This is a genomic window from Pseudorhodoplanes sp. (genome assembly GCA_032027085.1).
Lineage (GTDB): Bacteria > Pseudomonadota > Alphaproteobacteria > Rhizobiales > Xanthobacteraceae > Pseudorhodoplanes.
Window position 1 is genome coordinate 2,947,114 of the sequence record JAVSMS010000001.1, and the last position, 23,368, is coordinate 2,970,481.

A 23,368-nucleotide genomic window follows, 5' to 3' on the forward strand; every position below is an offset into this window, starting at 1 on the left:
CCCCGATTAAGGTCTGGCGCGTTCCGATTCCTTTCCGTTCAAGCGAGAAATCAGCCGATGGCGCTGTCGAGCATGACCGGCTTCGCTCGCAGCCACGGCGCGAGCGGAACCTATGTCTGGTTCTGGGAAATCAAATCCGTCAACGCCAAGGGGCTGGACCTACGGTTTCGGCTGCCTCCGGGTTTCGATGCGGTGGAAGTCGCCGCGCGCGCCCGTGCGGCGGAATGGTTATCGCGCGGCAATGTCTACGCCAACCTGACCATCAGCCGCGAGGGTGTCACACCGGTGGTGCGGGTGAATGAGCCGGTTCTCGCGGCACTATTGGCCACGATCCAGAATCTGTCCGGCCGGGTTGATGCAGAAAAGCCGCGCCTCGACGGCGTGCTCGGCCTGAAGGGTGTGGTCGAAGTCATCGAGCAGGAGGACAGCGAAGACGCCCGCGCGGCCGCGGAAGCGGCCATGATCGAGACATTCACACAGGCGCTTGCCGGCCTCAGCGAGATGCGGCGGCATGAGGGCGATGCGATCGGCAAGCTGCTCGCGGCAAGGCTGGATGAAATGGCGGTTCTCGCCTCACGCGCGGAAGCCGTGCCGGGCCGGCAGCCGGAGGCGATCAGGAAGCGGCTGGGCGAACAGGTTGCAGCCTTGCTCGAACAATCGAGCCGTTTCGATGCCGATCGCCTGCATCAGGAAGCGATCCTGCTCGCGACCAAGGCCGATATCCGCGAAGAACTGGACCGTCTCGCCGCGCATATCGCGCAGGCGCGCAAGCTGATGGCGGGCGGCGGCGCGATCGGGCGGCGGCTGGATTTCCTTTCGCAGGAACTCAACCGCGAAACCAACACGCTCTGCGCGAAATCGAACGACGTCGAACTGACCAATATCGGGCTTGAGCTCAAGAGCGTGGTCGAGCAATTCCGCGAGCAGGTGCAGAATCTCGAATGAGCGACCAGATCGACATCGCACGCCGCGGAATCATGTTGATCGTGTCGTCACCGTCCGGTGCCGGCAAGACGACGCTGACGCGCAATCTGCTGGAGCAGGAAGAGAATGTCTCGTTGTCGATCTCGGTGACCACCCGCGAGCGGCGCGCCAGCGAGATTGACGGTGTTCATTATCATTTCATTTCCAGGCGCAAATTCGAGCTCATGCGCGACGGCGGCGAGTTGCTGGAATGGGCAGAAGTGCACGGCAACTATTATGGCACGCCGCGCGAACCGGTTGAGCGCGCATTGGAAGAGGGGCGAGACATCCTGTTCGATATTGACTGGCAGGGAACGCAGCAGCTCTATGAACGGATGCGTTCTGACGTGGTCAGCGTGTTCGTGCTGCCGCCGACGGCGGAGGAATTGAAGGCGCGTCTGGAACGTCGGGCGGAAGACAGCAGTGACATCATCGCGCGGCGTCTCAAGAACGCGGCCGAGGAAATCCCGCATTGGGGCGAATATGACTACGTCCTTGTCAATCGCGACCTCCACAAGAGCTTCGCGCGGCTGCGGGGCATTCTCACCGCCGAACGCCTTAAACGCGTGCAAAAGGAAGACATCCAGGGGTTTGTGGACAAGCTATTGGCAGACTTGAAGAAATTGACGCCATGAAACGGTGTCGCAACAAGCTCAAGCGGCCTGCCAAATAATTCAACTGAAATCGCAATTGCCTCATATGCTGCCTTGAGGATTGAGCGCAATGCGACCGACGACTTGGCCTTTGCGCAACTCGTCAAGCGATAGTTGCGCGTCGCGCAACGGCCGATCGATGATCGGAGGAGACTGGATTCGGCCTGCGCGGGCAAGGGCCATGAGTTCCTGCGCTTCACTCAACGTGCCGGTGATGATGCCTTCGATGCCAATGCCTTTCAGCGAGAACATCGCCGCCGGCATCGCAAAATTTCCACCGAGCAAGCCCGTCACCACCACCTTGCCGCCGCGCGCAAGGAGCGACGTGGAAAAGGCGAGCGACTGTTCTGCGCCCACGAAATCAACAACGGCGGCAAAGCCACCGGTGTCTTTCAGCAACGTCTTGCGCGTTGCAGGATCGGCGGAATCGTAAGCAACGCGCGCGCCGGCTTTGAGCGCCGCTTCCCGCTTAGCCGGATCGATGTCGGCTACAATGGGCGCGTCCGTGAACATGGCCTGCGCCAAGGCTAGCCCCATCATGCCGACGCCGCCCATGCCGACCAGCAGCAGTGGTCCGCGTTTGACGCGATCCGCAACGCGCTTCAGCGCCGCAAAAGCGGTGAGGCCCGAGCACATCAAGGCGCCGGCAAAAGCCGGTGAAAGCGGGGCATAGTCAAGCAGATAACGCGGATGCGCGATGAGCACGTGCGTGGCGTAGCCGCCATCGGCATAGATGCCGAGATGCCGCGGCGCGGAGCAAAGATTTTCCTCGCCAGCCTTGCACGCACCGCAGGTGCCGCAGCCAATCCAGGGATAGATCGCGACTTCCCGTCCGGCCGCGACAGCCGCATCGGGGCCGGCGGTTTCGACGACCCCCGCGATTTCGTGGCCGAGCGTGAAAGGCAATTTTCGTCCGGCGGTGACGTCGAGCTTCTTGTCGCCGGCGAGGGAGAAATAGCCATCCTGCATGTGGATATCGGAGTGACACACGCCGCAGCGGCTCACGCGCACCAAGACTTCGGTACCCTGCGGTGACGGGCACTCGACGGTGGTCTCGCAGAGCGGCACCGCATAGGCGATCAGCGATTGTCGGATGAGCTTGGTCATTGTGCGATGCTAGCCGAAAATGCACGGGCCAGGCGCACGAAACCGGCAATATCGATATTTTCCGCGCGCTCGGTTTCGGCAATACCCGCCTCGGCCAGCAGCGCCTGCGGACTGTGACCCAAAGATTTCAGGCTTTGCCGCAGCATCTTGCGTCGCTGGCCGAAGGCAGCCTCGGTCACTCGTTCAAGGGCGACGCGGTCGCAGGGCAAGGGTGTGTTGCGAGGGATGAATTCGACCACCGAGGAGGTGACCTTGGGCGGGGGAACGAAGGCGCTGGGTGCGATATCGAACAAGATCTTGGGCTGGGTGCGCCATTGCGACAGCACGGAGAGACGGCCGTAGCTCTTCGAGCCGGGCTCAGCCACCAGACGCTCGGCGACTTCACGCTGAAACATCAACACCAGCCGGTCATAGAAAGGTGGCCACGGCTCGGTCGTCAGCCATCGGACAAGCAGCACCGTTCCGATATTATAGGGCAGATTGGCGACAATACGTGCCGGCCCCAAGAGATGCGGGGTTGGGTCGAAGGTCGTGGCATCGGCTTCGAAAATCTGCAGCCGGTCGCCATAATGTTCCGCAATCTCCTTGAGCGCGGCGATGGCGCGATGATCGCGTTCAATGACGATAACGCGCTTCGCGCCCGCAGCGAGCAGCGCGCGGGTGAGCCCGCCGGGACCGGGGCCAACCTCGATGACAGTGACATCCCGCAGCGGTCCGGCGGCGCGGGCGATCCGGGACGTCAGATTGAGATCGAGCAGGAAGTTCTGGCCGAGCGACTTCTTTGCGACGAGATCATGCCGGCGGATCACGTCCCGCAGGGGCGGCAGATCGTCGATCGCGCTCATTGAGGGTCCGCGGAGGGCAACGCTGCATTGTCTGCCAAGCGAGCGGCGAGCCGCAAGGCGGCGGCCAAGCTGTCCGGATTGGCCTTGCCGCTCCCGGCCATGTCGAACGCGGTTCCGTGATCGGGCGATGTGCGGATGAAGGGCAGGCCGAGTGTAACATTGACGCCATGATCGAAGGCGAGAGTCTTGAGGGGGATCAGCGCCTGATCGTGATACATGCATAATGCGACATCGTAGGTCGTGCGCGCTGCCGCATGGAACATCGTGTCCGCCGACAAGGGTCCGCGCGCATCGATCCCTTCGGCTCTCAGCTTGTCCACGGCCGGCTTGACAAGCAGCAGATCCTCCTGTCCCAGCGCGCCGTTCTCGCCCGCGTGCGGATTGAGCCCGGCGACCGCAATGCGCGGGCGGGGAACGCGAAAGCGCAGTGCCAAATCATGCGCCACGATGCGGCCGGTTTCGACGATCAAGTCTTGAGTGAGCCGCGACGGCACGTCCCGGAGAGGAATGTGGATGGTGACCGGAACTACCGCCAGGTCATCGCTCCAGAGCATCATGACCGGATGGGCGTGCTCGCCGCCGATTTCCCGCCAGAGCCGCGCCAGATATTCCGTGTGTCCGGGATCCTTGAATCCCGCCGCATAGAGAACTGATTTCGCGATCGGATTGGTGACGATCGCGGCCGCGCGGCCTTGGGTGACATCGTTTGCCGCGCGGCGTATTGCGGCAATCACCGCCGGTGCGCTCAATACGTCCGGTTTTCCAGGCTTTGCCGTCGCCGTGTGTTCCAGGGCGACCACCGGAAGCGCGGTCTCGAACACATCGAATGCCTGTTCCGGTTCGACCGTCTCGATGTGAAGTTGCAGGCCGAGCAGGACCATGCGTTCGGCAAGATGCTGCGGATCGGCAACGATATAAAAAGGGGAAAGGTCGAATTCCTTTCGCCGCTGCCAGCAAAGAAGCGTGATGTCCGGGCCGATTCCGGCGGGCTCACCCATGGTGAGCGCCAGCGGGAGCCGCTGCGACGTTGATTGAGACACGGCGCGCTTTCGCATCCTCACGCGTCACCGGTATTCGATCATGGCGCCGGCGCGGAGTTCCTTGAGATAGTTGTTGCCCTGCTCCTGGAAACGCTCCGAGAACATCTCGTCGCGAATCTGGCGCTTGCCGGGCGTTTCCGACGCGGTCTCCTTGCGTTCGCAGACCGCGAACATCTCAATACCGGAATTGGTGACCTCGGGCGGCGTGAGTCGTCCGAGCTCGATCTTGCTCAGGTTCTCGCGCAGTTGGGGGGAAAGATCTGCGGAATTGCGCCGGATCGGCTCACGCACGGCGACATCGCGAAGCGCCCGTGCGAACGGCACGCCTGTCGCGCAATCCTGAAAACGCGCCCGCAGCGCGTCGGCTTCTTTCTTCCTGGCTTCGACGAAGGAGGCCGGCGAGCCGCGCGGGACAACAAGGACAATCGGACGCAACAGATATTCGTGCCCCACATCCTTACCGTCGGTCTTCTTTTCCATAGCCTCGAAAATATCCTTCTCGCCGACCTGGAGGCGGGACGCGAATTTGCCGCGCACGATCTGCCCCCATGCGATATCGGCCCGAAGTTTCGCCTTCAGCGTATTCGGGTTAAGGCCTCCCGACTCCAGACCTTTTGCAAAATTGTCCGCCGTTGTGCCCGAACTGCGAGCAATATTAGCAAATGCATTGTCGATCTCGGTGTCGGAGACAACAACGTTGTATCGTTTTCCAACCTGAATTTTCAGCTTGTCGCCGATCAGCTCTTCAATGATCTGCTGGCGGGACGGCTGTTTACGAGTCGAGATCTGAATGAGCCGGCCGCGTTGCTCGATATCGTAGTTCGTAATCGGGTCGCCGTTCACCAGCAGCGCTACCTGCGCCGGGGCCGGCTGCACCGCAAACAGGACAATGGCAATTGCTATGGCTGCGCCGAGGGCGCCTGAACGCAATGCAGGGCAAGAGGAAGAAATCGTCATCCAGTGTCTTGATCTGGTCACTTGGCTGTTCGCTTGATTGTTCACTTTATGGTTCACTTGGCCGGTCTCCTGGCTCAAGATTCTAGGCGGGCTTCCTCAGAGAGCTGCCGCGCCGTCGACGTTCCAAAACCCGTTACAGCCCACCGGGCAGACCGCTCACTCCGGTGGAGACGGCTGTTTCGCCCAGGGTACGCAGGCTGAGTTGCAGCATGATCCTGTGGTCGGCTTCCGGATTGCCGCTGTAAGTATAGTTGGTGATGTAGTTCAGACCCAAGATCAGGCAATCGTCCACATATCCGACGCCAATGCGGGTCTGGTCGAACTTCTCGGCATCGATGTCATAGCGGGCAGCGGTCTGCAAAACCCAGTTCTGCGATAACTTGACATTCACGCTGCCAAGGATGCCTTCACGACGAGTAAGGAAACCGAGGAGCGGCTGAGCGTCGTAGTTTCCGTACAAAGCGGAAACCGAAAAGCGGTCATAATTTGCACGACCCTCGATCTCGAACCGGCGCAGCGCGAATGTGTTTTCGTCGAAGCGGTAGCGCGTGCTCAGCGAGTAGATGCGATCCGGCTGATAGGAGAGGCGGGCGACATAGTCGGAGCGCCGCGTTTCAAGACCGCTATCCAGACCGGTATTGGTGATGTCACCGGTCGCGAAGGAGTTGGTGCCGAACAGGTGATAGGACTGGCCAAACAGGGCGTTGATAAAGCCGCCCTGGTTGAACTGCATTGTGTATTGCAGACCGTAATTGGCGCGGCCGCCGCCTTCAATGCGATCCCAGCCGGAGAATTTGTCGACCCGGAAAAGGTTGCTGTCGTCAAACAGAAGGGTTTGCGCATCCTCGTTCGGCAGTCGCCGGTCCGCCGGCTCGTCCGGACGCACGATCACTTGCGCAATTGGCTCGATGGTGTGCGTGCCCCAGGACTGAACGCTGATGAAGGGGTAGCGATATTCGATGCCGGCGGTCGGCATGGCGCGCACGAGATTGGATTCGCCGGTATCGATGAAATTTGAAACGCCGGCCTCAGGCTGCAGATGCATCGAAACGGCGTCCGCGCGAACCGACGCAAAGGGCGTGAAGACCTGACCGAAGGGGTCAGTGATCGAGCGCTTCCAGCTCGCTTCCGCCGAGAAGCGGCTGTAGTTACCGGCGACGCCACGCAGCAGACAGTTGTTGAGGTTTTTCTGAGCGGGGTCGGCCGAGGTCGGACCGCAGAGACCTGTATTGGAGGCGGCAAGAGTGATCGGGTCGAACGAGGCGCTGTCGCGTGTCAGGCTGGTGAAGTTGCTTCTGAACGTCAGCTCGCCGCCGAGAATGGGCTGCCCGAAGGTATAAAAATAATCCATCACCGGATGCACGACCGGCAATTCGCTCTGCCGATCGGCTTCCGAGAAACCGTAATAGTGGATCGCACGGGCGTCGAAATAGGACCGGTTGCCGGCGCCGGCGAGATAGAGCTGCGACACGCCGGCGTCGTTACCGGTCCAGGTGCCGGTCCTGAAGGGGTCGCGGTTATTGGCCCGCATCGTCGACAGATTGTAGTCTTGGTAAAATGTCTTGTCGGAGACGAGCAGCGCATCCCAGCCCCAGACCCAGCGCTGGTTCAGCGCGAACTGGCCGCTTGATTCGACGGCGCCGCGCCAGTCGCGATGGCCCGGTGTCGGCGATCCTTTGAGGGGGCCGTCGTCGTAGATGAAATAATCCTTGTCGAGCTGGCGGATGCCAGCGGCGCGGACGGCATAGGCGCCGTTCATGAGGCGATGCCGGAACTCCGCCTGCATCATCGGACCTTGCCTAGTCGTGATCGTCGGCGTGAGCGTCACGTCGTAATTCGGGGCCAGCGCCCAGAAATACGGCGCCTCCATCGAGAAGCCGGTTTTTGAGTCAGTCCCGAAGATTGGCATCAGCCAGCCGCTCTTGCGCTTCACCGTCGGATCGGGCGCTGACAGGAACGGGAAATAGGCGACAGGCTTGCCGAAGAATTCGAGCTGGGCCTGCTCGAAATAGATCATCTTCTCGCCTTCGTCATGGACGATGCGGGCGGCCTTGACCTGCCAGAGCGGCGGCTTCCTCGGATCCTCCTTGCATGCTTCGCAGGCAGTATAGATGCCGCTTTGCAGCACGGTGTAATTGCCGCTGGACCGGTCGGCGCGGGCCGCCGCAAAGCGGGTCGCATCCGGCGTTTCCAGCCGCAGCGAATCGACAAAGCCATCGCGGTAATCGTCGTTCAGTTCAAGGATGTCGCCATAGGTGATGTTGCCGCCGGCCTCGGTCAGCCGCACATTGCCTTCAGCCCGCAGACGCTTGGTCTTCTGATTATAGATGACCTTGTCGGCTTCGACGGTCGAGCCGCCATAATAGATCTGGACGTTGCCGACAGCCGACACTCGTTCGTTCACATGGTCGTACTGGACCTCGCGCGCCTGGACGAGCATCTGCTTGTCGCCTTGGTCGGTCGGCTTGGCGAGGGATTGCGATTTTTTGGGCGGTTTCGGACGCTGCTCGAACTGGAAATAGTTCGTCTGCGCCATGGCGGAACCGTCCGCCAGGCAGAGTGCTGCGGCGACAGACAGCAGGCAGACGATTCGACGGGCGCGCCTGTAGGCCATTCGCGCCGGCGGACGAGCGGTGGTCGATGCGGCCATCACCCGTCCTCCTGATACAACAACACCAAGAACCCCGTTAAACCGCCAATGAAGACGGGTCCCCAAGCCGCCACCACAGGGGACAGCAACTCAGCCTTGCTCATGTCCTCGGTGACTTTCGACAGCACATAAAGCAGAAAGCCCGATAAAATGCCACCCAGGATCATGGTTTGGACCCCACCCATGCGGAAGAACCGCAGGCTGAAGGCGGCGGCCAGCATCACCATGGCAGCCAGCAAAAACGGGCGGGACAAGAGCTTCTGGTACTGCAGGCGGTAGGCGGCGGAGCTCAGACCCGCATTCTCCGCGGTGGCGATGTAATCGGGCAACTCCCAGAAGGGCAGGGTTTCTGCCGTGGCGAAGCTTTCCCGCACCTGTTCCGGCGAGAGATTCGTTTTCAGGGGATAGCTTGCGAAGTCCTGCGGCGCGGCGTTGGTTGGATAGACCTTCGCTTCCGACAGGATCCAGGCGCCGTCCCGCAGCACCGCGCTCTTGGCCTCAATGCGGTCCTGATAGCGCCCGTCATGGTCGAATGTGAATACCGTGACGCCGGTAAGTTGCAGGCCCTGGCCGAGGGCGGAACGCGCGTTGATTATCGACTGCCCGTCCGGGCTGCGCTGACGCACCCAGAAACCGGTCTCCTGCATCCCGAATTCGCGTTTTCCGAAAATCTCCGCTTCATAGACCTTGGATTGCTCGAGCATATAGGCTGCGACAGGATTGTAGATTGCGGTCGCCACGGCGCCGAGGGTCAGAGCGACGGCGATCGCCGGCGCCACGAATTGCCAAGCCGACATGCCGGCCGCGCGGGCGATGACCAGCTCGTTGCGGCGCGAGAGATTGACGTAGCAGGACATCGCCCCGACCAGCACGCAGAACGGCATGATCCGTTCGGTGACCATCGGCACGCGGAAAATCGAAGTCTTGAACACCAGCAAGGCGGTGACGTGCGCGTGCCCCGACGTCCGGCGCATGAGCTCGACCGAATCGAGCAGCGCCACGAGCCCGAGCACGCCCGCAAATACGGCCAGCGCAGACACCGCGAAACGCATTCCGAAATATCGCCAGATGGTGACTGCGATCCGCACGAATGACCTCACGTGGTCGCGGACGCTGTGCGGCGCGCGAAGCGCTGCGCGATGGCGTCGACGGCGTTTGTCATGAAGGCCGGCGGTTCGATGATCAAGCCGCGGTCAATCGCATAGAGACCAAAAGCCGTTGCAGCCGCGAGCGCCACATATTGCAGGTACGGCGTCCACCAGTGATTCACCGACAGAACGATCACGACGAAGCCGAGCAGCCGCAGGCCGGACACAACGGAAATTGCGCCCGCCAGCGACATACCGCGGCTTTGGCGCGTTGTGCGCGGAGCGCCAAGATAGGCGTAGGTCAGGATGACGAAGACGATCGGATAGAGCGGAGCGAGAAGCCTGTCGTGGATTTCCGCCTGCATCTGTGGCCATCCCAGTTTCCCGACGTCTTCGGCAGAAGGCCACATCAACTCCCAGATGAAACGATCGCGCGATGATGCGCGACCGCTCGATTGGCTGGTGTTGGGCGCCTGTGACAGATCAAGCGCATAACGGTCGTACAGTACAATGGCCGGATCGCGTTCCTTGCCGGGCTCCCGTTCGGTGAGATCCATGCGCTGGACGCTGCCATTTTCCAGAACAAGAAACGTGCCGCGCTCGTCTTTGAGGATCGTTCCCTGTTCGGCCAGAAAGGTTGACCGCTCCTTCGGATTGCGGCGGTCGTCAACCAGAATGCCGAGCAGCACACCATTCGCCTGGCGTTCGCGGATGTGAAAGGTGAGACCGCGCTCGAAAGCGTTGAAGCGGCCGGGCTGCACGATGTTGGTGACGAGATCCGCGCGCACTTCGTTGGCCCAGGCATGCAGCGTCTTGAGGCCGAGCGGCCCGAGCCAGGCGCCGATGATCCCAACAATCATCGCCACCATCACCGCCATGAGGAGGAACGGCCGGAACACCACCCAGGGAGACATGCCGGAGGCGTTCATCACGATCAGTTCGGAATCCGTCGACAGCTTGCCCAGCACGTGCACGATCGCGATCATCAGTGCGATCGGCGCGATGATGAGAATCAGCATCGGTATGATGAGGCCGGTAATGCCGAGAAACACCAGAATGGTTTGTCCGCGGCCGGTCATCAAATCGATATCACGCAACGCCTGCGTGATCCAGATGACGGATGTCAGACTGAAGAGCACGACGAGGAACGCACCAAAGGTGGTGCGGAAGATGTAAAGGCCGATCGACCCCATCGTCTTGCGACGTCCCCTTTGGCTGCCGCGCGGCAGGCCTAACACGCGCGACCCCGTTCGCACGCACAACGGCCCGGGCGCTGGCCGCCCGGAACCACGGCCCCTCTCATCGTTTCACAAAATGGCCGGGCAATGGCAAAGCGTTGAAAATGCACCGAAAAAAGTTAAGCCGTTGGCAAGATTTTAGAGCCTGTGGCGCCCCTGACACGCCCCTCGGAAGTGACTTGGTTCCTATGGTTAATATCTTCTTCGCCCCTGCAGGGCATACGGTCCCGAAGACCCCTTGATTTGACTTTGCGCGCAACTTTCGCCCCATATCCATGAGCTGGCCGCATTCCCGCGGCCATTCATGAATTTCGACTGCCAGCCCCAGGAAAATCTGCCATGTCCGACGCCCTCAAGATCGGATTCTCCACGCCTGCTGCCCCGACCAAGGGTGTTCTCGTCTTGTTCTGCGAGTCGGGGGTAAAGCTTGGCCCGTCGGCCAAGAAGGTGCTGGCGCCGGCCGGCGACCTGCTGACGCGGGCGGCGGCGGCCGATCGTTTCAACGGCAAGAGCGGCAGCGCTATCGACATCGTGGCTCCGGCCGGGCTGAAGGCCTCGCGGCTGATCGTGATTGGCACCGGCAAGGCCGACGGGAAGCCGGAAGATCTCATCAAGCTTGGCGGCCAGGCGCTCGGGCGGGTGCCGGCAAGCGTCACCGACATCACTGTCCTCGCCGAATGGGCGGACGGCAGCATGAAGCCCGAACAGGCGGCCGATCTCGCGCTTGGCATGGCGCTGCGAGGCTATTCCTTCGATCGCTACAAGACGAAACGCAAGGAGGGCGAGGAGGAACCCAAAAAAACGCGCCATGTCAGCATCGGGGTCGCCGATCCGGACAAGGCACGCAAAGCATGGAGCGAGCGCCAGGCCGTCGCCAACGGCGTGACCACGGCGCGCGACCTGGTCAACGAGCCGGCCAATGTTCTGTATCCGGCCGAATTCGCCCGCCGCGCATCAGCGTTGAAGAAGGCCGGCGTGAAGGTCGAAGTGCTCGACGAACGCGCGATGGCGAAGCTCGGCATGCGCGCGCTGCTTGGTGTGGGGCAGGGCTCCGAGCATGACAGCCGCATGGTTGTCATGCGCTGGGACGGCGGCAAGAAAGGCGAAGCGCCGCTCGCCTTCATCGGCAAGGGCGTTTGTTTCGATACCGGCGGCATTTCGATCAAGCCAGCCGGCGGCATGGAAGACATGAAAGGCGATATGGGCGGCGCGGCCTGTGTCGTCGGTCTGATGCAGACGCTGGCCGCGCGCAAGGCCAAGGTCAACGCGATCGGTGTGATCGGCGTCGTCGAAAACATGCCGGACGGCAAAGCGCAGCGTCCGGGTGACATCGTCACGTCGATGTCGGGTCAGACCATCGAGATCATTAACACCGATGCCGAAGGACGGCTCGTGCTAGCGGATGTGCTTTGGTACGCAGCCAAACGTTTCAAGCCGAAATTCATGATCGATCTGGCGACGCTGACCGGCGCGATCATTGTCTCGCTCGGCCATGAATATGCCGGCCTGTTTTCGAATGACGACAAGCTTGCGGACCGGCTGTCGACGGCAGGCCAGGCGACCGGCGAGAAAGTCTGGCGCATGCCGCTCGGCCCCGAATACGACAAGCTGATCGATTCAAAATTCGCCGATGTGAAGAATACCGGCGGGCGCAATGGTGGCGCGATCACTGCCGCGCAGTTCCTGCAGCGGTTTGTCGACAAAGGCATCCCCTGGGCGCATCTCGACGTCGCCGGCACCGCAATGGGATCGCCGCAGACCGACACCAACAAGAGCTGGGGATCCGGCTTCGGTGTGCGTCTGCTGAATCAGCTCGTGGCGGATTATTACGAGGGATAGGTTCCTGCTGGTGCAGCTGGACGATGTGCTGGGGCTGGGTTTTGCCGTTTTGTGTTTCGGTGCCGAGCCGGCGAATCTTGCTGCGAAGTCGACGGATTGCCGGAAAAGCTCGGTGCCACGCTTGTCGGCTGTCTGCCGCGAGCGCTGGCTTTCGCGGCGAAGCCTCTGGGCGGGATGCTGCGCGACCAGCGCGGAGAGATCGGCGCCTTGCTCGGCGAAAAGCCGACGGTGATTGTTCTGAGGCCGGATCGTTATGTAGCCGTGGCATCCGCGTCCGAGGAGATCGCGGCCGGCGTCCGGGCTGTGGAACACATGATCGCCGATACATTCGCGACGGGCAGGCACTCGCCTCGGCGACGTGATCATCCTATGATTGCCGCGTGACTGAAGTCCTCTTTTATCATCTGCAACATCAGCCGCTCGAGCGCGTCCTGCCGACGCTGCTCGAAAAATCGCTGGCGCGCGGCTGGCGCGTGATCGTGCAGGCGTCGTCGGATGAGCGCATCGAGGCGCTCGACGCGCATCTGTGGACTTATAACGATTCCAGCTTCCTGCCGCACGGCACGGCGAAGGGGGGCGATGCGGCGGAGCAGCCCATCCTGCTGACGGTCGAGAGCGACAATCGCAACAGCGCCAATGTACGCTTCCTGATCGACGGCGCGCCGCTACCGGACGACGCCGAATCTTACGAGCGCATCGTCCTGATTTTCGACGGCGAGGACGAGGACGCAGTTGCCGCCGCGCGCGCGCGCTGGACGCAGGCGAAGGACAAGGGCTTTGCGGCGACCTACTGGCAGCCGGACGAGCAGGGCCGCTGGGTGAAGAAGGCCTGAAGGTCAGGCGTCGCGCGGATTTGTCAGGCGCAGCGCGATGATCCAGGCGACCCACAGCATGGCAAGAAACAAGGCCATGAAGACGATCAGGCTCGCGCTCGGAAAATACAATTCGACGATTTCGCCGAGTCCCACTGCGACCGCTTCCGCGACAATGAGCGTCACGGCATAGACAAACATGAGTTGCATGGCGACGATCCTCCCATCGCCGATGTTCCATTGCCGGGGCCCGGCTGCAATGGCGGCCAGCAGGCGGGAGGCGGCGGGTGTGCAGCGCTTGTGCTGCAATCCCAAATGGTTGCGGGATGCCCAGCATCTCTTCGTTGAAGCCGGCATTAACGATGGCGGCGGAAGGTGCGGGGCTCGGTTGCCGGGCGCCACGATGATGTCTAAGAATTTGTCTTAAATGCCGGATCAACCGGCGGCCGGGGGAGTTTGCGTGATTTTGCGGGTGAAAACGGCAGCGAGCTGCGCGCGCGCAGGGCTTTTTGCGGCCACGGCCCTCCTGGCCGCCTGCGCCTCGCAGACTGACGGCCCGGCGCCCACTGCCAGTTCCACCGCCAAGCTGTCCGATGTTTTCGCCACGCCTGACTGGGCGAAATTCACAGGCAGCAGCAACAAGCCGCTGGTGCAGCGCACGGTAACCCCGAACGATCTGATCGGCGCCGACGGAAGTTGCGTGGCGCAAGGCCAGGCGACTGCGCTGACGGAGAATGACGGCAGCGTGCCGGAAACCAATGTCGAAGCATTGCAGGGGCAGGGCGCGCTGCCGCAGGTGAGCGGCGGCATCGGGCTTGCCATGACCGAATGCGAAGTGGTGCAGCGCGCCGGTGTTCCCACCCAGTTTGAGATCGGGGCGGACGGGCAGGAGCGGGTGACGACCATCACCTACACGCAGGGCCTGTGGCCCGGCCTCTATCGTTTCCGCGGCGGCCGCCTGGTCTCGATTGAGCGTGTCGCCGTCCCCGAGCCGCCGAAGACCAAGAAGCCGGCACCGAAATCGGCCAAGCCCGCATCCGGGCCGACGCGGATCGCGCCGCGCTCCTGATCCGCCGTCACGCCGACGCCTCTTCCAGCGCATCCGACGCCTCCAGCCAGTCCTGTTCCGCTGCCGCCAATTTGACGCCGGCCTCCGCGCGCGCTTTCGACAGCGCGGCGCCTTTCGCCGGATCGGACGTGAACAGATTCGGATCGGCGAGGGCGGCGTCGAGCCTGGCAATCTCTTCGCCCAATTTCTGCGTTGCCGCCTCCGCCTGACTGACGCGCTTGCGTAGAGCGGCGAGTTCGGATCGCTTCTGCGCCGAATTCCTCCGCGCGTCCGCCTTGCTACTGTTGCCGTTCGCCGCCTTGTCGGTCTTGCCGTTGCTCCTGCGGTCGGACAAGACGCGGCGTTGATATTCGTCGAGATCGCCGTCGAAGGGGACGACATCGCCATTCGCGACCAGCCATAGCCGTTCGACGCAGGCTTCCAGCAAATAGCGATCGTGCGAAACCAGGATCACCGCGCCCTTGTAGTCGTTGATCGCCTCGATCAGCGCGGCGCGGCTGTCGATGTCGAGATGGTTGGTCGGCTCGTCGAGAATGACGAGGTTCGGTCCGCCGAATGTGGCAAGCCCGAGCATCAGCCGCGCCTTCTCGCCGCCGGAGAGGCTTTCCACTTTCGTGTCGGCGCGCGCGCCGGAAAACCCGATTTGGCCGGCGTGGGCGCGTACCTTGCTCTCGGGCGCGTCCGGCATCAGCGTGCGCACATGATCGTAGACGCTTTCGGCGGGGCGCAACTCGTCGAGCTGATGCTGCGCGAAATAGGCGATCTTCAGCTTGTCGGCGCGGGTGATCTTGCCGCCCATCGGCGCGAGCCGCTTCGACAGCAATTTCACCAGCGTCGACTTGCCGTTGCCATTGGCGCCGAGCAGTGCGATGCGATCATCGTCATCGATGCGCAGCGACAGATTGCGCAGCACCGGCTTGTCCGCTTCGTAGCCGACCGAGACGCCGTCGAGCGCGATGATCGGCGGTGAGAGGAGTTTTTCCGGCTCTGGAATGACGATTGGCAAGACTTCGTCGTTCACCGCCGCCGCGATCGGCTCCATCTTGGCCAGGAGCTTCAGGCGCGATTGCGCCTGGCGCGCTTTCGTTGCCTTGGCGCGGAAGCGATCAACGAAGGCCTGCAGATGCTTGCGCTGGGCTTCCTGCTTCTTTGCGGCCTTCTGGTCGAGGATCAGCTTTTCGCGCCGCTGCTGCTCGAAGGAGGAATAGCCGCCGCGGTAAAACGTCAGCTTGTTGTTCTCCAGATGCAGGATGGAATCGACGGCATTGTCCAAGAGATCGCGGTCATGGCTGATCACGATTACCGTGCGCGGATAGCGCGCGAGGTGATCCTCGAGCCATAGTGTGCCTTCCAGATCCAGATAGTTGGTCGGCTCGTCGAGCAGCAGCAGATCAGGCTCGGAAAACAGCACCGCCGCCAGCGCGACGCGCATACGCCAGCCGCCGGAAAATTCCGAGCAGGGGCGCTGCTGGTCTTCCGCGGAAAAGCCGAGGCCCGACAGAATGGCGGCGGCGCGGGCGGGGGCGGAATGCGCGTCGATGTCGGCGAGGCGCGTGTGGATGTCGGCGATGCGATGCGGGTCGGTCGCGGTGTCCGCCTCGGCAAGGAGCGCGCTGCGTTCCTTGTCGGCATTCAGCACCACATCCACCAGCGGCTCGGGGCCGTTCGGCGCTTCCTGCGCCAGGCGGCCGATGCTGGCGCGCGGGCGGATGGTCACGCTGCCGGTCTCGGCGTGCAGATCGCCGGTGATGACATTGAACAGCGTCGACTTGCCAGTGCCGTTGCGGCCGACCAGGCCGACGCGCGAGCCCGCCGGCACGCGCACCGAGGCGTTCTCAAGCAGCAGACGCCCGGCGATGCGGACGGAGAGGTCTTCAATCATCAACATGGGGCGCCTTTTGGCCGGAACGACGCGCGGAGGCAACCTCTCGCTTCGGGTCGCCCCGCGAAAGCGGGGACCCATATCGCAGCGCCGTTGCGCCTGGTCTCACACGGCGCGATGCTTGCTGGCTTCAGGCCAGCAGGGAGGCAGTCATGTGCGTTCCGGGATGCGAAGAGGCGGTGCGGCAGGCGCTGACGCGGCGTGGCTTCTTCAAGAACGTGACTTTGGGCGCGGCGGCGGCCGGCTTCGCCGCGACCGCAATTGCGCCATGCGAGGCGCAGGCGGCGACCCGCAAGTTCACGCAGGTGGTCGATCTGACCCACACCATGTCGCCGGATTTCCCGACCTTTTTCGGCGTCCCGGGCGTGACGCTGGAAAAGCAGTTCGACATCAAGAAGGACGGCTTCAATCTCAACTGGTGGCGCATCATCGAGCATGCCGGCACGCATCTCGACGCGCCGATCCATTTCTCCGAAAATGGCGCGACGCTGGAAGCGATCGCAGCCGACGCGCTGGTCTTGCCGCTGGTTGTGGTGAGCGTGGCCGCCGCCGCGGCGCGCAATCCCGACTATCAATTGTCGCGTGCTGATCTTCAGGCGTGGGAAAAACGGCACGGAAAAATCCCGCCGCGCGCTTGCATCGCCATGAATTCCGGCTGGGCCCGCTACGCAAATGACGGCGCGAAATATACCGGCAAGGATGCCGCCGGCGTGTTCCACTTTCCCGGCTTCGCGCCGGAGGCGGCGCAATGGCTGATGAAAGAGCGCAACGCTACCGCGATCGCGGTGGACACGCTGTCGCTTGATCACGGCCCGTCGAAGGATTTTGCAACCCATAAGCAGTGGCTGCCGTCCGGACGCTGGGGACTTGAGAATGTTGCCAATCTCGACAAGGTGCCGGCGAAAGGCGCGACGCTGGTCGCCGGCGTCGCGAAGGTGCAGGGCGCAACCGGCGGGCCGGCGCGGGTGATGGCGCTGGTGTGAGCTGGTCCTCTTCACGCCTGCTGCGTCGGAGCGGGGCGGGATGCGTCCGTCGTCTCGAGCCACTCCACGAAGGCGGTCGTCAACGGCGTCTCATCGAGCGCGGCCAGCATCTCCTCACCTGTCATCCCACACTCCTTTGCGGTCATCATGCTGAAGGCCCATAGCTGGACAAATTCCGGCAGTTTCGGGAAATTGCTGCGCCAGCAGGACGGCACATCCCCACGGCAGGCCCGCGCGGTCCGGCAGGCTGCGTTGTCGCAGACGTGCCAAAGGCGAATGTGTCTGGCCCAGTTGCGCATGCTCGCGTCAATCTTCTGTTCGCGAACAGATCGATGATGAGCGTGAGCAGGATGTGCGTGTGATGTGTCGGTCATTGGTGTCTCTCTGGATGAATGCGTTGGAATGAACGGCGCTGTCAGCAGGCCAAGCGCCACCGCCCGTATTGTTTGAGGCGCCGGGATCGCCTTCACTCTCGTTTCCCTCTCTCCAAAGAGAGGGGGATGGTGCGCCGAGTGGCGCGACCAAATCCTGACTGTGCACGTATCCATCTCCGGATACGCGGCGCCTCTCGACGCACCATCGCGGCGTTCTCACTCCGACGTCGGGCCGCGCGTCTCCAGAGCCGCACTGTGCGGATGGATGAGCCAGCTCCTGGCAGAGGCCCATCAGTGGCCTCGGGCGGAGCCCCGACGTCGCCCGAGTCTGTGGCTGCGAACCACAGCCGCGGGCGCCGCACCGGCCGAGGCCCGGAATTGCCGGGCGCCGTCCAGGAAGGCTGTGCCGCGCATCTCCACGGCACCCCTTCCTTCGTCCCGCCGTCATGACGCCTCATGAAAGCGCCCCTCAGCGGACGAGGTGAAAAGGAATATAATCCAAGTTAGGAATATTGTCGCAGTTATATACTTGACATAGTGACTATAGGTGGTAGATGGGCACCGACAGGCCGGTGCATATGGGGGGCAATTCCCCCACCGAGGAATGTGAAATCACGCCAGAGATGATCGAGGCGGGATTAGACGAGCTTTATTCGCACGACATCACTGAGCCTCGTCGCGCTGAGATGCGCGAGGCCGTCAGAGCTGTGTTTGCCGCAATGTGTGCAGCTCGCGCTTGAATTCGATTTGTAGATTGGCGGCTTGGATAATGAGATTGCGGATGCGGCTAATGGTTTCGGTTATTTCCGCCTCCGAGGCGTGAACATAGCCCGGGGGTGAAGCCTTCAGCTGTCTTACGCTATCGCCCTCGCCCTGCTCGCGGATATAGAACCAGGGATCATGCACGACTCTATTACGGTCCTCTGCCACCTCGTACTGAGAGCCTTTTAGCTTGCGGGCTCTCTTTAAGAGTTCTTCAGATATGCCAACGTGCTTTCCGAGTGCCTCGATAGCCTTGAAGCGAGGTGTGGCCCCCATCATTTGACCCGTGATGCAGAGCGCAACATCTTCGGTGAGCTGCACCCCGTCTTTGGATCACGCGGCTGGGGAATTTCCAGCCTGTTGACCAGTGGCGGGCCGTGCGCCGCTGATCGATTCAGCACGTCGATCGGCGGTCGGTTGCCGATCGCGCTGTGTGGTCGCTCCTCGTTGTAGTGTCTACGCCAAGCCTCGCATTTTCGCTGCGCATCGTCGAGGCTCATGAACCAGTGTGCGTTCAGACACTCGCTCCGGAACTTGCCGTTGAACGACTCGATGAATGCGTTGTCGGTGGGCTTGCCTGGCCGGGAGAAGTCGAGCGTGACGTCACGCTGGTAGGCCCAGAGATCGAGATCGCGCGAGACGAACTCGCTGCCCTGGTCGACCCGGATGGCCTTTGGATAGCCAAGCTGGCGGCCGACACGTTCAAGCACCTCGACAACATCGGCACCGCGAAAGTTGAAGCGCACTTCCGTCGCCGGCGAAAACCGGGAGAACGTGTCCACGATGGTGAGCACGCGCAACTTGCGGCCGGTGGCGAGTTGATCGTGCACGAAGTCCATCGCCCAGATCTCGTTCGAGCGGGTCGCTGGCTGACGGTCGTCTCGCAGCCTGGCCTTGACCCGGCGCCTGGGCGTTTTGTTGCGCAATTGCAGGCCCATCTCGCGATACAGCCGATAGACGCGCTTGGCGTTCACCGGCCAGCCCTCACGCCGCAGCAGCACATGAATCCGCCGGTAGCCGTAGCGCACCCGTGTTGCGGCGATCTCCTTCATCCGGTGGCAAAGGGGCGCCTGCCCAGCGCGGCGGCTCTTGTAGTGGTAGGTCGAGGGCTCCGTCACCAGGACTGAACAGGCGCGACGGATCGAGACCTTCCAGGTCGATCGCGCATGATCGACCAACTGCCGACGCCGGGCAGGCTTCATAGTTTGCGGCGAAGAACATCCTGCAGCATGGCGCGATCAAGCGACAGGTCGGCGACCAGCTTCTTGAGCTTGCCGTTCTCATCCTCGAGCTGACGCAGGCGCTTCATCTCCGAGGGCATCAGACCGGCATACTTCTTACGCCAGTTGTAGAACGTGGCTTCGGAGATCCCTGCCTTCCGGCAGACTTCGCCGATCGCGGTGCCGTCCTCCGCCTGCTTCAGCACGAAGGCAATCTGCGCCTCCGAAAACTTCGATCTCTTCATGGTTCGCTCCGTCCTCCGGCCGTTGCCGCAAAACTGGAATTTTCCAGCTTAGCGCAGTCCAGAAAACCGGAGGCAGGTCATCGGGGATTTGTGCAATGTCCCATATAATTTCATCGAGCATGTGCTCGAAATGGGTCCAATAGGATGCAACTCGACCAATCAACTTGTAATATGGGTTCTCCTTAGGGAGAACGGTCTGGATTCGGATAATCTGGTTGCCAACGATATCCTCAAATACATCGATGTTTCCGGCGGGGGCATCATTAATCGGATCGGACATTTTGGCCTCATGGCAAAAGACAAGATCGATACCGAGTACAGCAAGAAAGAAGCGGCGAAGCGCCGCGACGACGCATTGCGGCGGGCGCTAATGACGCCCCCCAAACCACATACAAAACCTGCAAAATCGCAGAAGCGTACCAAGAAGAAGGCCGATTGAACTAGTCCCCGCCGTGGGGCACCATCCCAGCAGGGGATGGGGATGCGATTGCCGCCTGACGAGTTTTTGGGACTAACCGCAAATGGTTGGATTGCTGTAGGGACCGTTGCACTAGCCCTCGCAACGTTTCTCCTAGTAGCGGTTGCTTGGTATCAATTGGTGGCCATTAGGGATGAAAACAAAAGATCGCGGACCTTGGCGGTCTGTGAGCGATACGATACCGACCCGGTTCTAGATATTTGTTTGCGTAATTTGTCTCAGGGCTGGCGAACCCGCGACATCCACTATAACCCGCGCAAGTACAGGATAGATGCCGCCACGCTATTGAATTACATCGAGTCCGTTTTCAATGGCGTAGATGAGGGCGTTTATGATGAGTACCTAGTTTTTAGTTTTTTCGAAGAAACCACCAACCTGCACATCACTGATTATTTAACTAGCGATCTGCGGGAGAAGATGGACATCGGACCCGATGAGTTCTCGCACATCATTAAGATGTGCGAGAAGTGGAAGAATAACCCACCAAAAAAGAGGATTGGGCTATGCGCACGGTTAAGAAGTAAACTTCCGTCGCCATTTAAGAAAGCGAAGGGCAGCATGCCGTCGCCAACGGGGGTTTAGCTCAGTTAGCTTGACGATACGTCAGCCGCTTGCCTTCCGCGCCTTTGATGGCAAGGGCTGCACGTTCCCCGTCAGTAATGCCGACGCCAGAGCTGCGTGTAGCGGAAAGAAAACTCGTCAAGATAACGCTGTAGGTGCTGTTCACCGCAGAAGTGATACACACCGACCATGCCCTTCTTGAAGATGCCGAAGAAGTTTTCGACATTGTTGGTCGAATAGCCGCGCTTGTTGACGTATTCGCGGCCGGTATGCAGCACGGTTTCATGTGCGCCGAACTCTGAGCCGACTTCGACATAGAGGCGGCTTTCATCGGTCACGAGTACCGACTTGCGGTCAACGTTGCGGACCAGAATGTCACGGACAACCTCAGCCGTGGCGGTCTTGACTGCAAAGGCGCGGACATTGCCTTCCGGCTCGACGAGGGCGACGACGCCGGACTTGTTCTTGAGGCCCTTGCGATAGCCTTTGGCGCGCTTGGACGTGTTGCCGTAGTAGGTTTCATCGGCCTGAATTTCAGAGCCCTTGCCGCCCATAGGTTCGGGCTTGGCATCACGCATGGACTCGCGGATGCGGTGCGCCATGAACCAAGCCGACTTGTAGGTGATGCCGAGCATCCGGTGCAGCTGATGGGCTGATACGCCTTTCTTGGAAGCGGCCATCAGGTGAAAGCCGAGAACCCACTTGTGCAGGGGAATGTGGCTCCGTTCCATGACCGTCCCAACGGTCACGGTGAAATGCTCAGAGCACTCGTTGCACTGATGCAGGCCGGGCCTATGGGACTTGCCTGCAAGGCGATGAATGCGGGTCTGGTCCGAATTGCCGCAATGGGGGCAGATCGGGCCTTCGGGCCAGCGCAGAGCCTCCAGATGCTCTCTGGCAGCGGCTTCGTCGTGGAAGATTTTGTCGGTCAGTTTCATAGGTCAGCTCCAATGGGGCCAACCTAGGGGATGGGCCTCACTATGTCAAGTATATAAGTGCGAATATTGTCAATACCTCGTTGACCTTTCGCGGTCATCCTGAGGTACGCAGCGACGCCCCGCCTTGAAGGGATGTACGGCACTCGGCCGGCACCTCAAGGTGCCTGCGCTGCGCCGGCCACAAGGCGCATGGCGAAAAATGCGTCGACAGAAACCGAACTTCGACAACGCACGCGCAAGCAAGAGTTTTCGCAGCTAGCATGGAGCCAACGGGTGCGCGGGAAGCGCGGCCCGATGACAAATTCGCGGGAACGCAGGGAAATGATCCCGGATTGCGCTTCGCTCCATCCGGGCTACGCGTGCTGAACGAACGCCCGAAGGGGCACTCCCTTCGCGCATAGAGAAATATTGAGACTTCGGGGAAAGTCCGCAAATTTTCCAACCTGTCAGTCATTTTGACGGGCCAGGTAAGCGAAAATCTCAATTTTGATCATGAGAACTCACTGTAACCCAAAGGGTTAAACACAAAGAGCCGCAGACTTTCAGATTTCTAATGTGAAAAATGAAGGGAGTGCTCTCCGGCGCTCCTGCAAAAATCCCAAGGGATTCAGCCAGCTGGTTTAAAAGTTGTTCCAGCCCTGCCGAAAATGCTTGCCGAACCCGTCCCGCCGGTCCCCCATACCCCCGTCGGTCACGCTGATTCTTAATGGAGGAGTCCGTGACCAATAAAGATAATGAATTGCAGTTCTCGTTCCTCACGCTAAAACTCTTTGCGCGAGGTCGAGTGGCGTTTGTGATGGCGGGCGCGGTGTCATTGCTCATAGTCGCGATTGCTTATCGCGTCGTTCAATGATGGCGAGCTGCGACCATGCCGTATTGGTTGATCAATTTGGCAGCGTGGTATGAGTTTCGTTGCGCTCAACCCCGTCCGACGATCCGAACGTCCGTCACCCGCACCAACTCCGCCGCGCGCCATCCCACGGGCGGGCAAGTCCTTCGGCGACCAATATTCCGCCCAGCGAGCGGCCATTGCGTTCGATGACACGCAGTTTGCGGCCATACGAATCTTCATCGCGGCTGCCGATGGCGAGGATTTGCACCGGGCCTTGGTTCAGCAATGCATTCAGGCGCTGGGTCGCCTGCCGGGCGCGCTTGAGTTCCGAGGCGCATTTTGGGCTGAACAATTCCGGCGCATCGATATCGGCAAGCCTGATCTTGAATCCACCGTAACGGATGGTGTCGCCGTCGAACACGCAATTGGGCGAAGAGCCATTGCCGCAATAATCGAAACGGACATGAATGCGCCGCTCTTCGTTTGCGTGTGGTCGCAGCGGCACGGGCAGGCTCGCGACAATGTGGCCGGCCTTGTTCGCCAAGGACTGTGGCTGCGGAAGCAGCGAACGATATTCGACCATCGCCCACAAAGCCGCGGCGACGGCGACCAGCGTCATCAGCGGAAACCACATCCGCAGATGCGGCCACCAACTCCGGTTCCAACGCCAGCGCGAACGACCCGCGAGGCGCTGTTCGGCGGCCCGGCGTTCGGCGGCTCGGCGCCACGGGTCCAGTCTGATCAATCGGCCGGTGTCGCTCACGGTCGGCTCCGAATCGGAACGCAGGATAGTGAGCGCGGCCGCGCTCGCGCGGGCGGTGTGATTTCATCG

The 23,368-nt window shown here is 61.4% G+C and carries 21 protein-coding genes and 2 pseudogenes; 10 read left to right on the top strand and 13 right to left on the bottom strand.

Features of this window, described 5'->3' with window-relative positions; all coding sequences use genetic code 11:
• Positions 1-57 precede the first annotated feature (57 nt).
• Both RO009_14155 and gmk read left to right on the top strand, forming a co-directional pair.
• On the top strand, positions 58-945 hold the full coding sequence (locus RO009_14155; GenBank protein MDT3686175.1) for a YicC/YloC family endoribonuclease: 888 nt from the start codon (positions 58-60) through the stop codon (positions 943-945).
• A complete protein-coding gene (gene gmk / locus RO009_14160) occupies positions 942-1,598 on the top strand; it encodes a guanylate kinase (protein MDT3686176.1) in 657 nt (218 codons plus the stop codon). The genes RO009_14155 and gmk overlap by 4 nt, the downstream gene beginning before the upstream one ends.
• Before the next feature lie 60 nt (positions 1,599-1,658).
• Here the strand turns inward: gmk and RO009_14165 are convergent, their stop codons facing one another.
• The 7 genes from RO009_14165 to lptF are packed head-to-tail and all read right to left on the bottom strand — an operon-like array spanning position 1,659 to position 10,496.
• Positions 1,659-2,723, bottom strand: a complete 1,065-nt coding sequence (locus RO009_14165) for an alcohol dehydrogenase catalytic domain-containing protein (protein ID MDT3686177.1) — start codon at positions 2,721-2,723, stop codon at positions 1,659-1,661.
• The gene (rsmA, locus tag RO009_14170) at positions 2,720-3,568 is read right to left on the bottom strand and encodes a 16S rRNA (adenine(1518)-N(6)/adenine(1519)-N(6))-dimethyltransferase RsmA (protein ID MDT3686178.1); all 849 of its coding nucleotides are present in this window, start codon (positions 3,566-3,568) and stop codon (positions 2,720-2,722) included. Before rsmA ends, RO009_14165 begins: the two co-directional genes overlap by 4 nt.
• Positions 3,565-4,608, bottom strand: coding sequence for a 4-hydroxythreonine-4-phosphate dehydrogenase PdxA (pdxA, locus tag RO009_14175; GenBank protein MDT3686179.1), 1,044 nt, complete (start codon positions 4,606-4,608; stop codon positions 3,565-3,567). The genes rsmA and pdxA overlap by 4 nt, the downstream gene beginning before the upstream one ends.
• Before the next feature lie 24 nt (positions 4,609-4,632).
• Positions 4,633-5,643, bottom strand: coding sequence for a SurA N-terminal domain-containing protein (locus RO009_14180; protein MDT3686180.1), 1,011 nt, complete (start codon positions 5,641-5,643; stop codon positions 4,633-4,635).
• Positions 5,644-5,698: 55 nt separating this feature from the next.
• The gene (locus tag RO009_14185) at positions 5,699-8,215 is read right to left on the bottom strand and encodes an LPS-assembly protein LptD (GenBank protein MDT3686181.1); all 2,517 of its coding nucleotides are present in this window, start codon (positions 8,213-8,215) and stop codon (positions 5,699-5,701) included.
• Positions 8,215-9,267, bottom strand: coding sequence for an LPS export ABC transporter permease LptG (lptG, locus tag RO009_14190; protein ID MDT3686182.1), 1,053 nt, complete (start codon positions 9,265-9,267; stop codon positions 8,215-8,217). The genes RO009_14185 and lptG overlap by 1 nt, the downstream gene beginning before the upstream one ends.
• 44 nt (positions 9,268-9,311) lie before the next feature.
• Positions 9,312-10,496, bottom strand: a complete 1,185-nt coding sequence (lptF, locus tag RO009_14195; GenBank protein ID MDT3686183.1) for an LPS export ABC transporter permease LptF — start codon at positions 10,494-10,496, stop codon at positions 9,312-9,314.
• 384 nt (positions 10,497-10,880) lie between these two features.
• Here lptF and RO009_14200 point away from each other — a divergent pair, with 384 nt between their 5' ends.
• The 3 genes from RO009_14200 to RO009_14210 all read left to right on the top strand — a co-directional run bounded on the left by RO009_14200 (position 10,881) and on the right by RO009_14210 (position 13,213).
• The gene (locus tag RO009_14200; GenBank protein MDT3686184.1) at positions 10,881-12,380 is read left to right on the top strand and encodes a leucyl aminopeptidase; all 1,500 of its coding nucleotides are present in this window, start codon (positions 10,881-10,883) and stop codon (positions 12,378-12,380) included.
• Positions 12,381-12,476: 96 nt separating this feature from the next.
• Positions 12,477-12,764 (top strand): hypothetical protein, encoded by a 288-nt coding sequence (locus tag RO009_14205; GenBank protein MDT3686185.1) that lies wholly within the window; start codon positions 12,477-12,479, stop codon positions 12,762-12,764.
• Positions 12,761-13,213 carry a DNA polymerase III subunit chi gene (locus RO009_14210; protein MDT3686186.1) on the top strand — a complete coding sequence of 151 codons (453 nt, stop codon included), beginning with the start codon at positions 12,761-12,763 and terminating at the stop codon, positions 13,211-13,213. Before RO009_14205 ends, RO009_14210 begins: the two co-directional genes overlap by 4 nt.
• A 3-nt stretch (positions 13,214-13,216) precedes the next feature.
• Here RO009_14210 and RO009_14215 read toward each other — a convergent pair whose 3' ends face one another.
• A complete protein-coding gene (locus RO009_14215; protein MDT3686187.1) occupies positions 13,217-13,402 on the bottom strand; it encodes a hypothetical protein in 186 nt (61 codons plus the stop codon).
• 250 nt (positions 13,403-13,652) lie between these two features.
• Here RO009_14215 and RO009_14220 point away from each other — a divergent pair, with 250 nt between their 5' ends.
• Entirely contained in the window at positions 13,653-14,261 is a 609-nt protein-coding gene (locus RO009_14220) for a hypothetical protein (GenBank protein ID MDT3686188.1), read from the top strand.
• 7 nt (positions 14,262-14,268) lie between these two features.
• On the opposite strand, the gene RO009_14225 is transcribed toward RO009_14220, so the two are convergent.
• The gene (locus tag RO009_14225; protein MDT3686189.1) at positions 14,269-16,149 is read right to left on the bottom strand and encodes an ABC-F family ATP-binding cassette domain-containing protein; all 1,881 of its coding nucleotides are present in this window, start codon (positions 16,147-16,149) and stop codon (positions 14,269-14,271) included.
• Between the two features lie 146 nt (positions 16,150-16,295).
• Here RO009_14225 and RO009_14230 point away from each other — a divergent pair, with 146 nt between their 5' ends.
• Positions 16,296-17,126 carry a cyclase family protein gene (locus RO009_14230; protein ID MDT3686190.1) on the top strand — a complete coding sequence of 277 codons (831 nt, stop codon included), beginning with the start codon at positions 16,296-16,298 and terminating at the stop codon, positions 17,124-17,126.
• Between the two features lie 1,073 nt (positions 17,127-18,199).
• Here the strand turns inward: RO009_14230 and RO009_14235 are convergent.
• Together RO009_14235 and RO009_14240 are read right to left on the bottom strand one after the other, a co-directional pair.
• Complete coding sequence (locus RO009_14235; protein MDT3686191.1) at positions 18,200-18,583, bottom strand: hypothetical protein; 384 nt, start codon at positions 18,581-18,583, stop codon at positions 18,200-18,202.
• A gap of 71 nt (positions 18,584-18,654) precedes the next feature.
• Positions 18,655-19,727 (bottom strand): annotated as a pseudogene (locus tag RO009_14240) (IS3 family transposase).
• A gap of 289 nt (positions 19,728-20,016) precedes the next feature.
• On the opposite strand from RO009_14240, the gene RO009_14245 reads away from it, so the two are divergent.
• The gene (locus RO009_14245; protein MDT3686192.1) at positions 20,017-20,166 is read left to right on the top strand and encodes a hypothetical protein; all 150 of its coding nucleotides are present in this window, start codon (positions 20,017-20,019) and stop codon (positions 20,164-20,166) included.
• Positions 20,167-20,208: 42 nt separating this feature from the next.
• The gene (locus tag RO009_14250) at positions 20,209-20,787 is read left to right on the top strand and encodes a hypothetical protein (protein MDT3686193.1); all 579 of its coding nucleotides are present in this window, start codon (positions 20,209-20,211) and stop codon (positions 20,785-20,787) included.
• Position 20,788: 1 nt separating this feature from the next.
• On the opposite strand, the pseudogene RO009_14255 reads toward RO009_14250, so the two are convergent.
• Positions 20,789-21,704 (bottom strand): annotated as a pseudogene (locus tag RO009_14255) (IS1595 family transposase).
• A gap of 718 nt (positions 21,705-22,422) precedes the next feature.
• Here RO009_14255 and RO009_14260 point away from each other — a divergent pair.
• Positions 22,423-22,557 (top strand): hypothetical protein, encoded by a 135-nt coding sequence (locus RO009_14260; protein ID MDT3686194.1) that lies wholly within the window; start codon positions 22,423-22,425, stop codon positions 22,555-22,557.
• 94 nt (positions 22,558-22,651) lie between these two features.
• Here RO009_14260 and RO009_14265 read toward each other — a convergent pair whose 3' ends face one another.
• Positions 22,652-23,299 (bottom strand): thermonuclease family protein, encoded by a 648-nt coding sequence (locus RO009_14265; protein ID MDT3686195.1) that lies wholly within the window; start codon positions 23,297-23,299, stop codon positions 22,652-22,654.
• Between the last annotated feature and the right edge of the window lie 69 nt (positions 23,300-23,368).

Bases quoted from the DNA above. Each gene is read 5' to 3' on its own strand.
- RO009_14230 (MDT3686190.1), top strand. From the start codon at position 16,296: ATGTGCGTTCCGGGATGCGAAGAGGCGGTGCGGCAGGCGCTGACGCGG.
- RO009_14250 (MDT3686193.1), top strand. From the start codon at position 20,209: ATGCGATTGCCGCCTGACGAGTTTTTGGGACTAACCGCAAATGGTTGG.
- RO009_14200 (MDT3686184.1), top strand. From the start codon at position 10,881: ATGTCCGACGCCCTCAAGATCGGATTCTCCACGCCTGCTGCCCCGACC.
- RO009_14155 (MDT3686175.1), top strand. From the start codon at position 58: ATGGCGCTGTCGAGCATGACCGGCTTCGCTCGCAGCCACGGCGCGAGC.
- lptF (MDT3686183.1), bottom strand. From the start codon at position 10,496: ATGGGGTCGATCGGCCTTTACATCTTCCGCACCACCTTTGGTGCGTTC.
- RO009_14225 (MDT3686189.1), bottom strand. From the start codon at position 16,149: ATGTTGATGATTGAAGACCTCTCCGTCCGCATCGCCGGGCGTCTGCTG.
- gmk (MDT3686176.1), top strand. From the start codon at position 942: ATGAGCGACCAGATCGACATCGCACGCCGCGGAATCATGTTGATCGTG.
- lptG (MDT3686182.1), bottom strand. From the start codon at position 9,267: ATGCGTTTCGCGGTGTCTGCGCTGGCCGTATTTGCGGGCGTGCTCGGG.
- RO009_14215 (MDT3686187.1), bottom strand. From the start codon at position 13,402: ATGCAACTCATGTTTGTCTATGCCGTGACGCTCATTGTCGCGGAAGCG.
- RO009_14245 (MDT3686192.1), top strand. From the start codon at position 20,017: ATGGCAAAAGACAAGATCGATACCGAGTACAGCAAGAAAGAAGCGGCG.
- RO009_14185 (MDT3686181.1), bottom strand. From the start codon at position 8,215: ATGGCCGCATCGACCACCGCTCGTCCGCCGGCGCGAATGGCCTACAGG.
- rsmA (MDT3686178.1), bottom strand. From the start codon at position 3,568: ATGAGCGCGATCGACGATCTGCCGCCCCTGCGGGACGTGATCCGCCGG.
- RO009_14165 (MDT3686177.1), bottom strand. From the start codon at position 2,723: ATGACCAAGCTCATCCGACAATCGCTGATCGCCTATGCGGTGCCGCTC.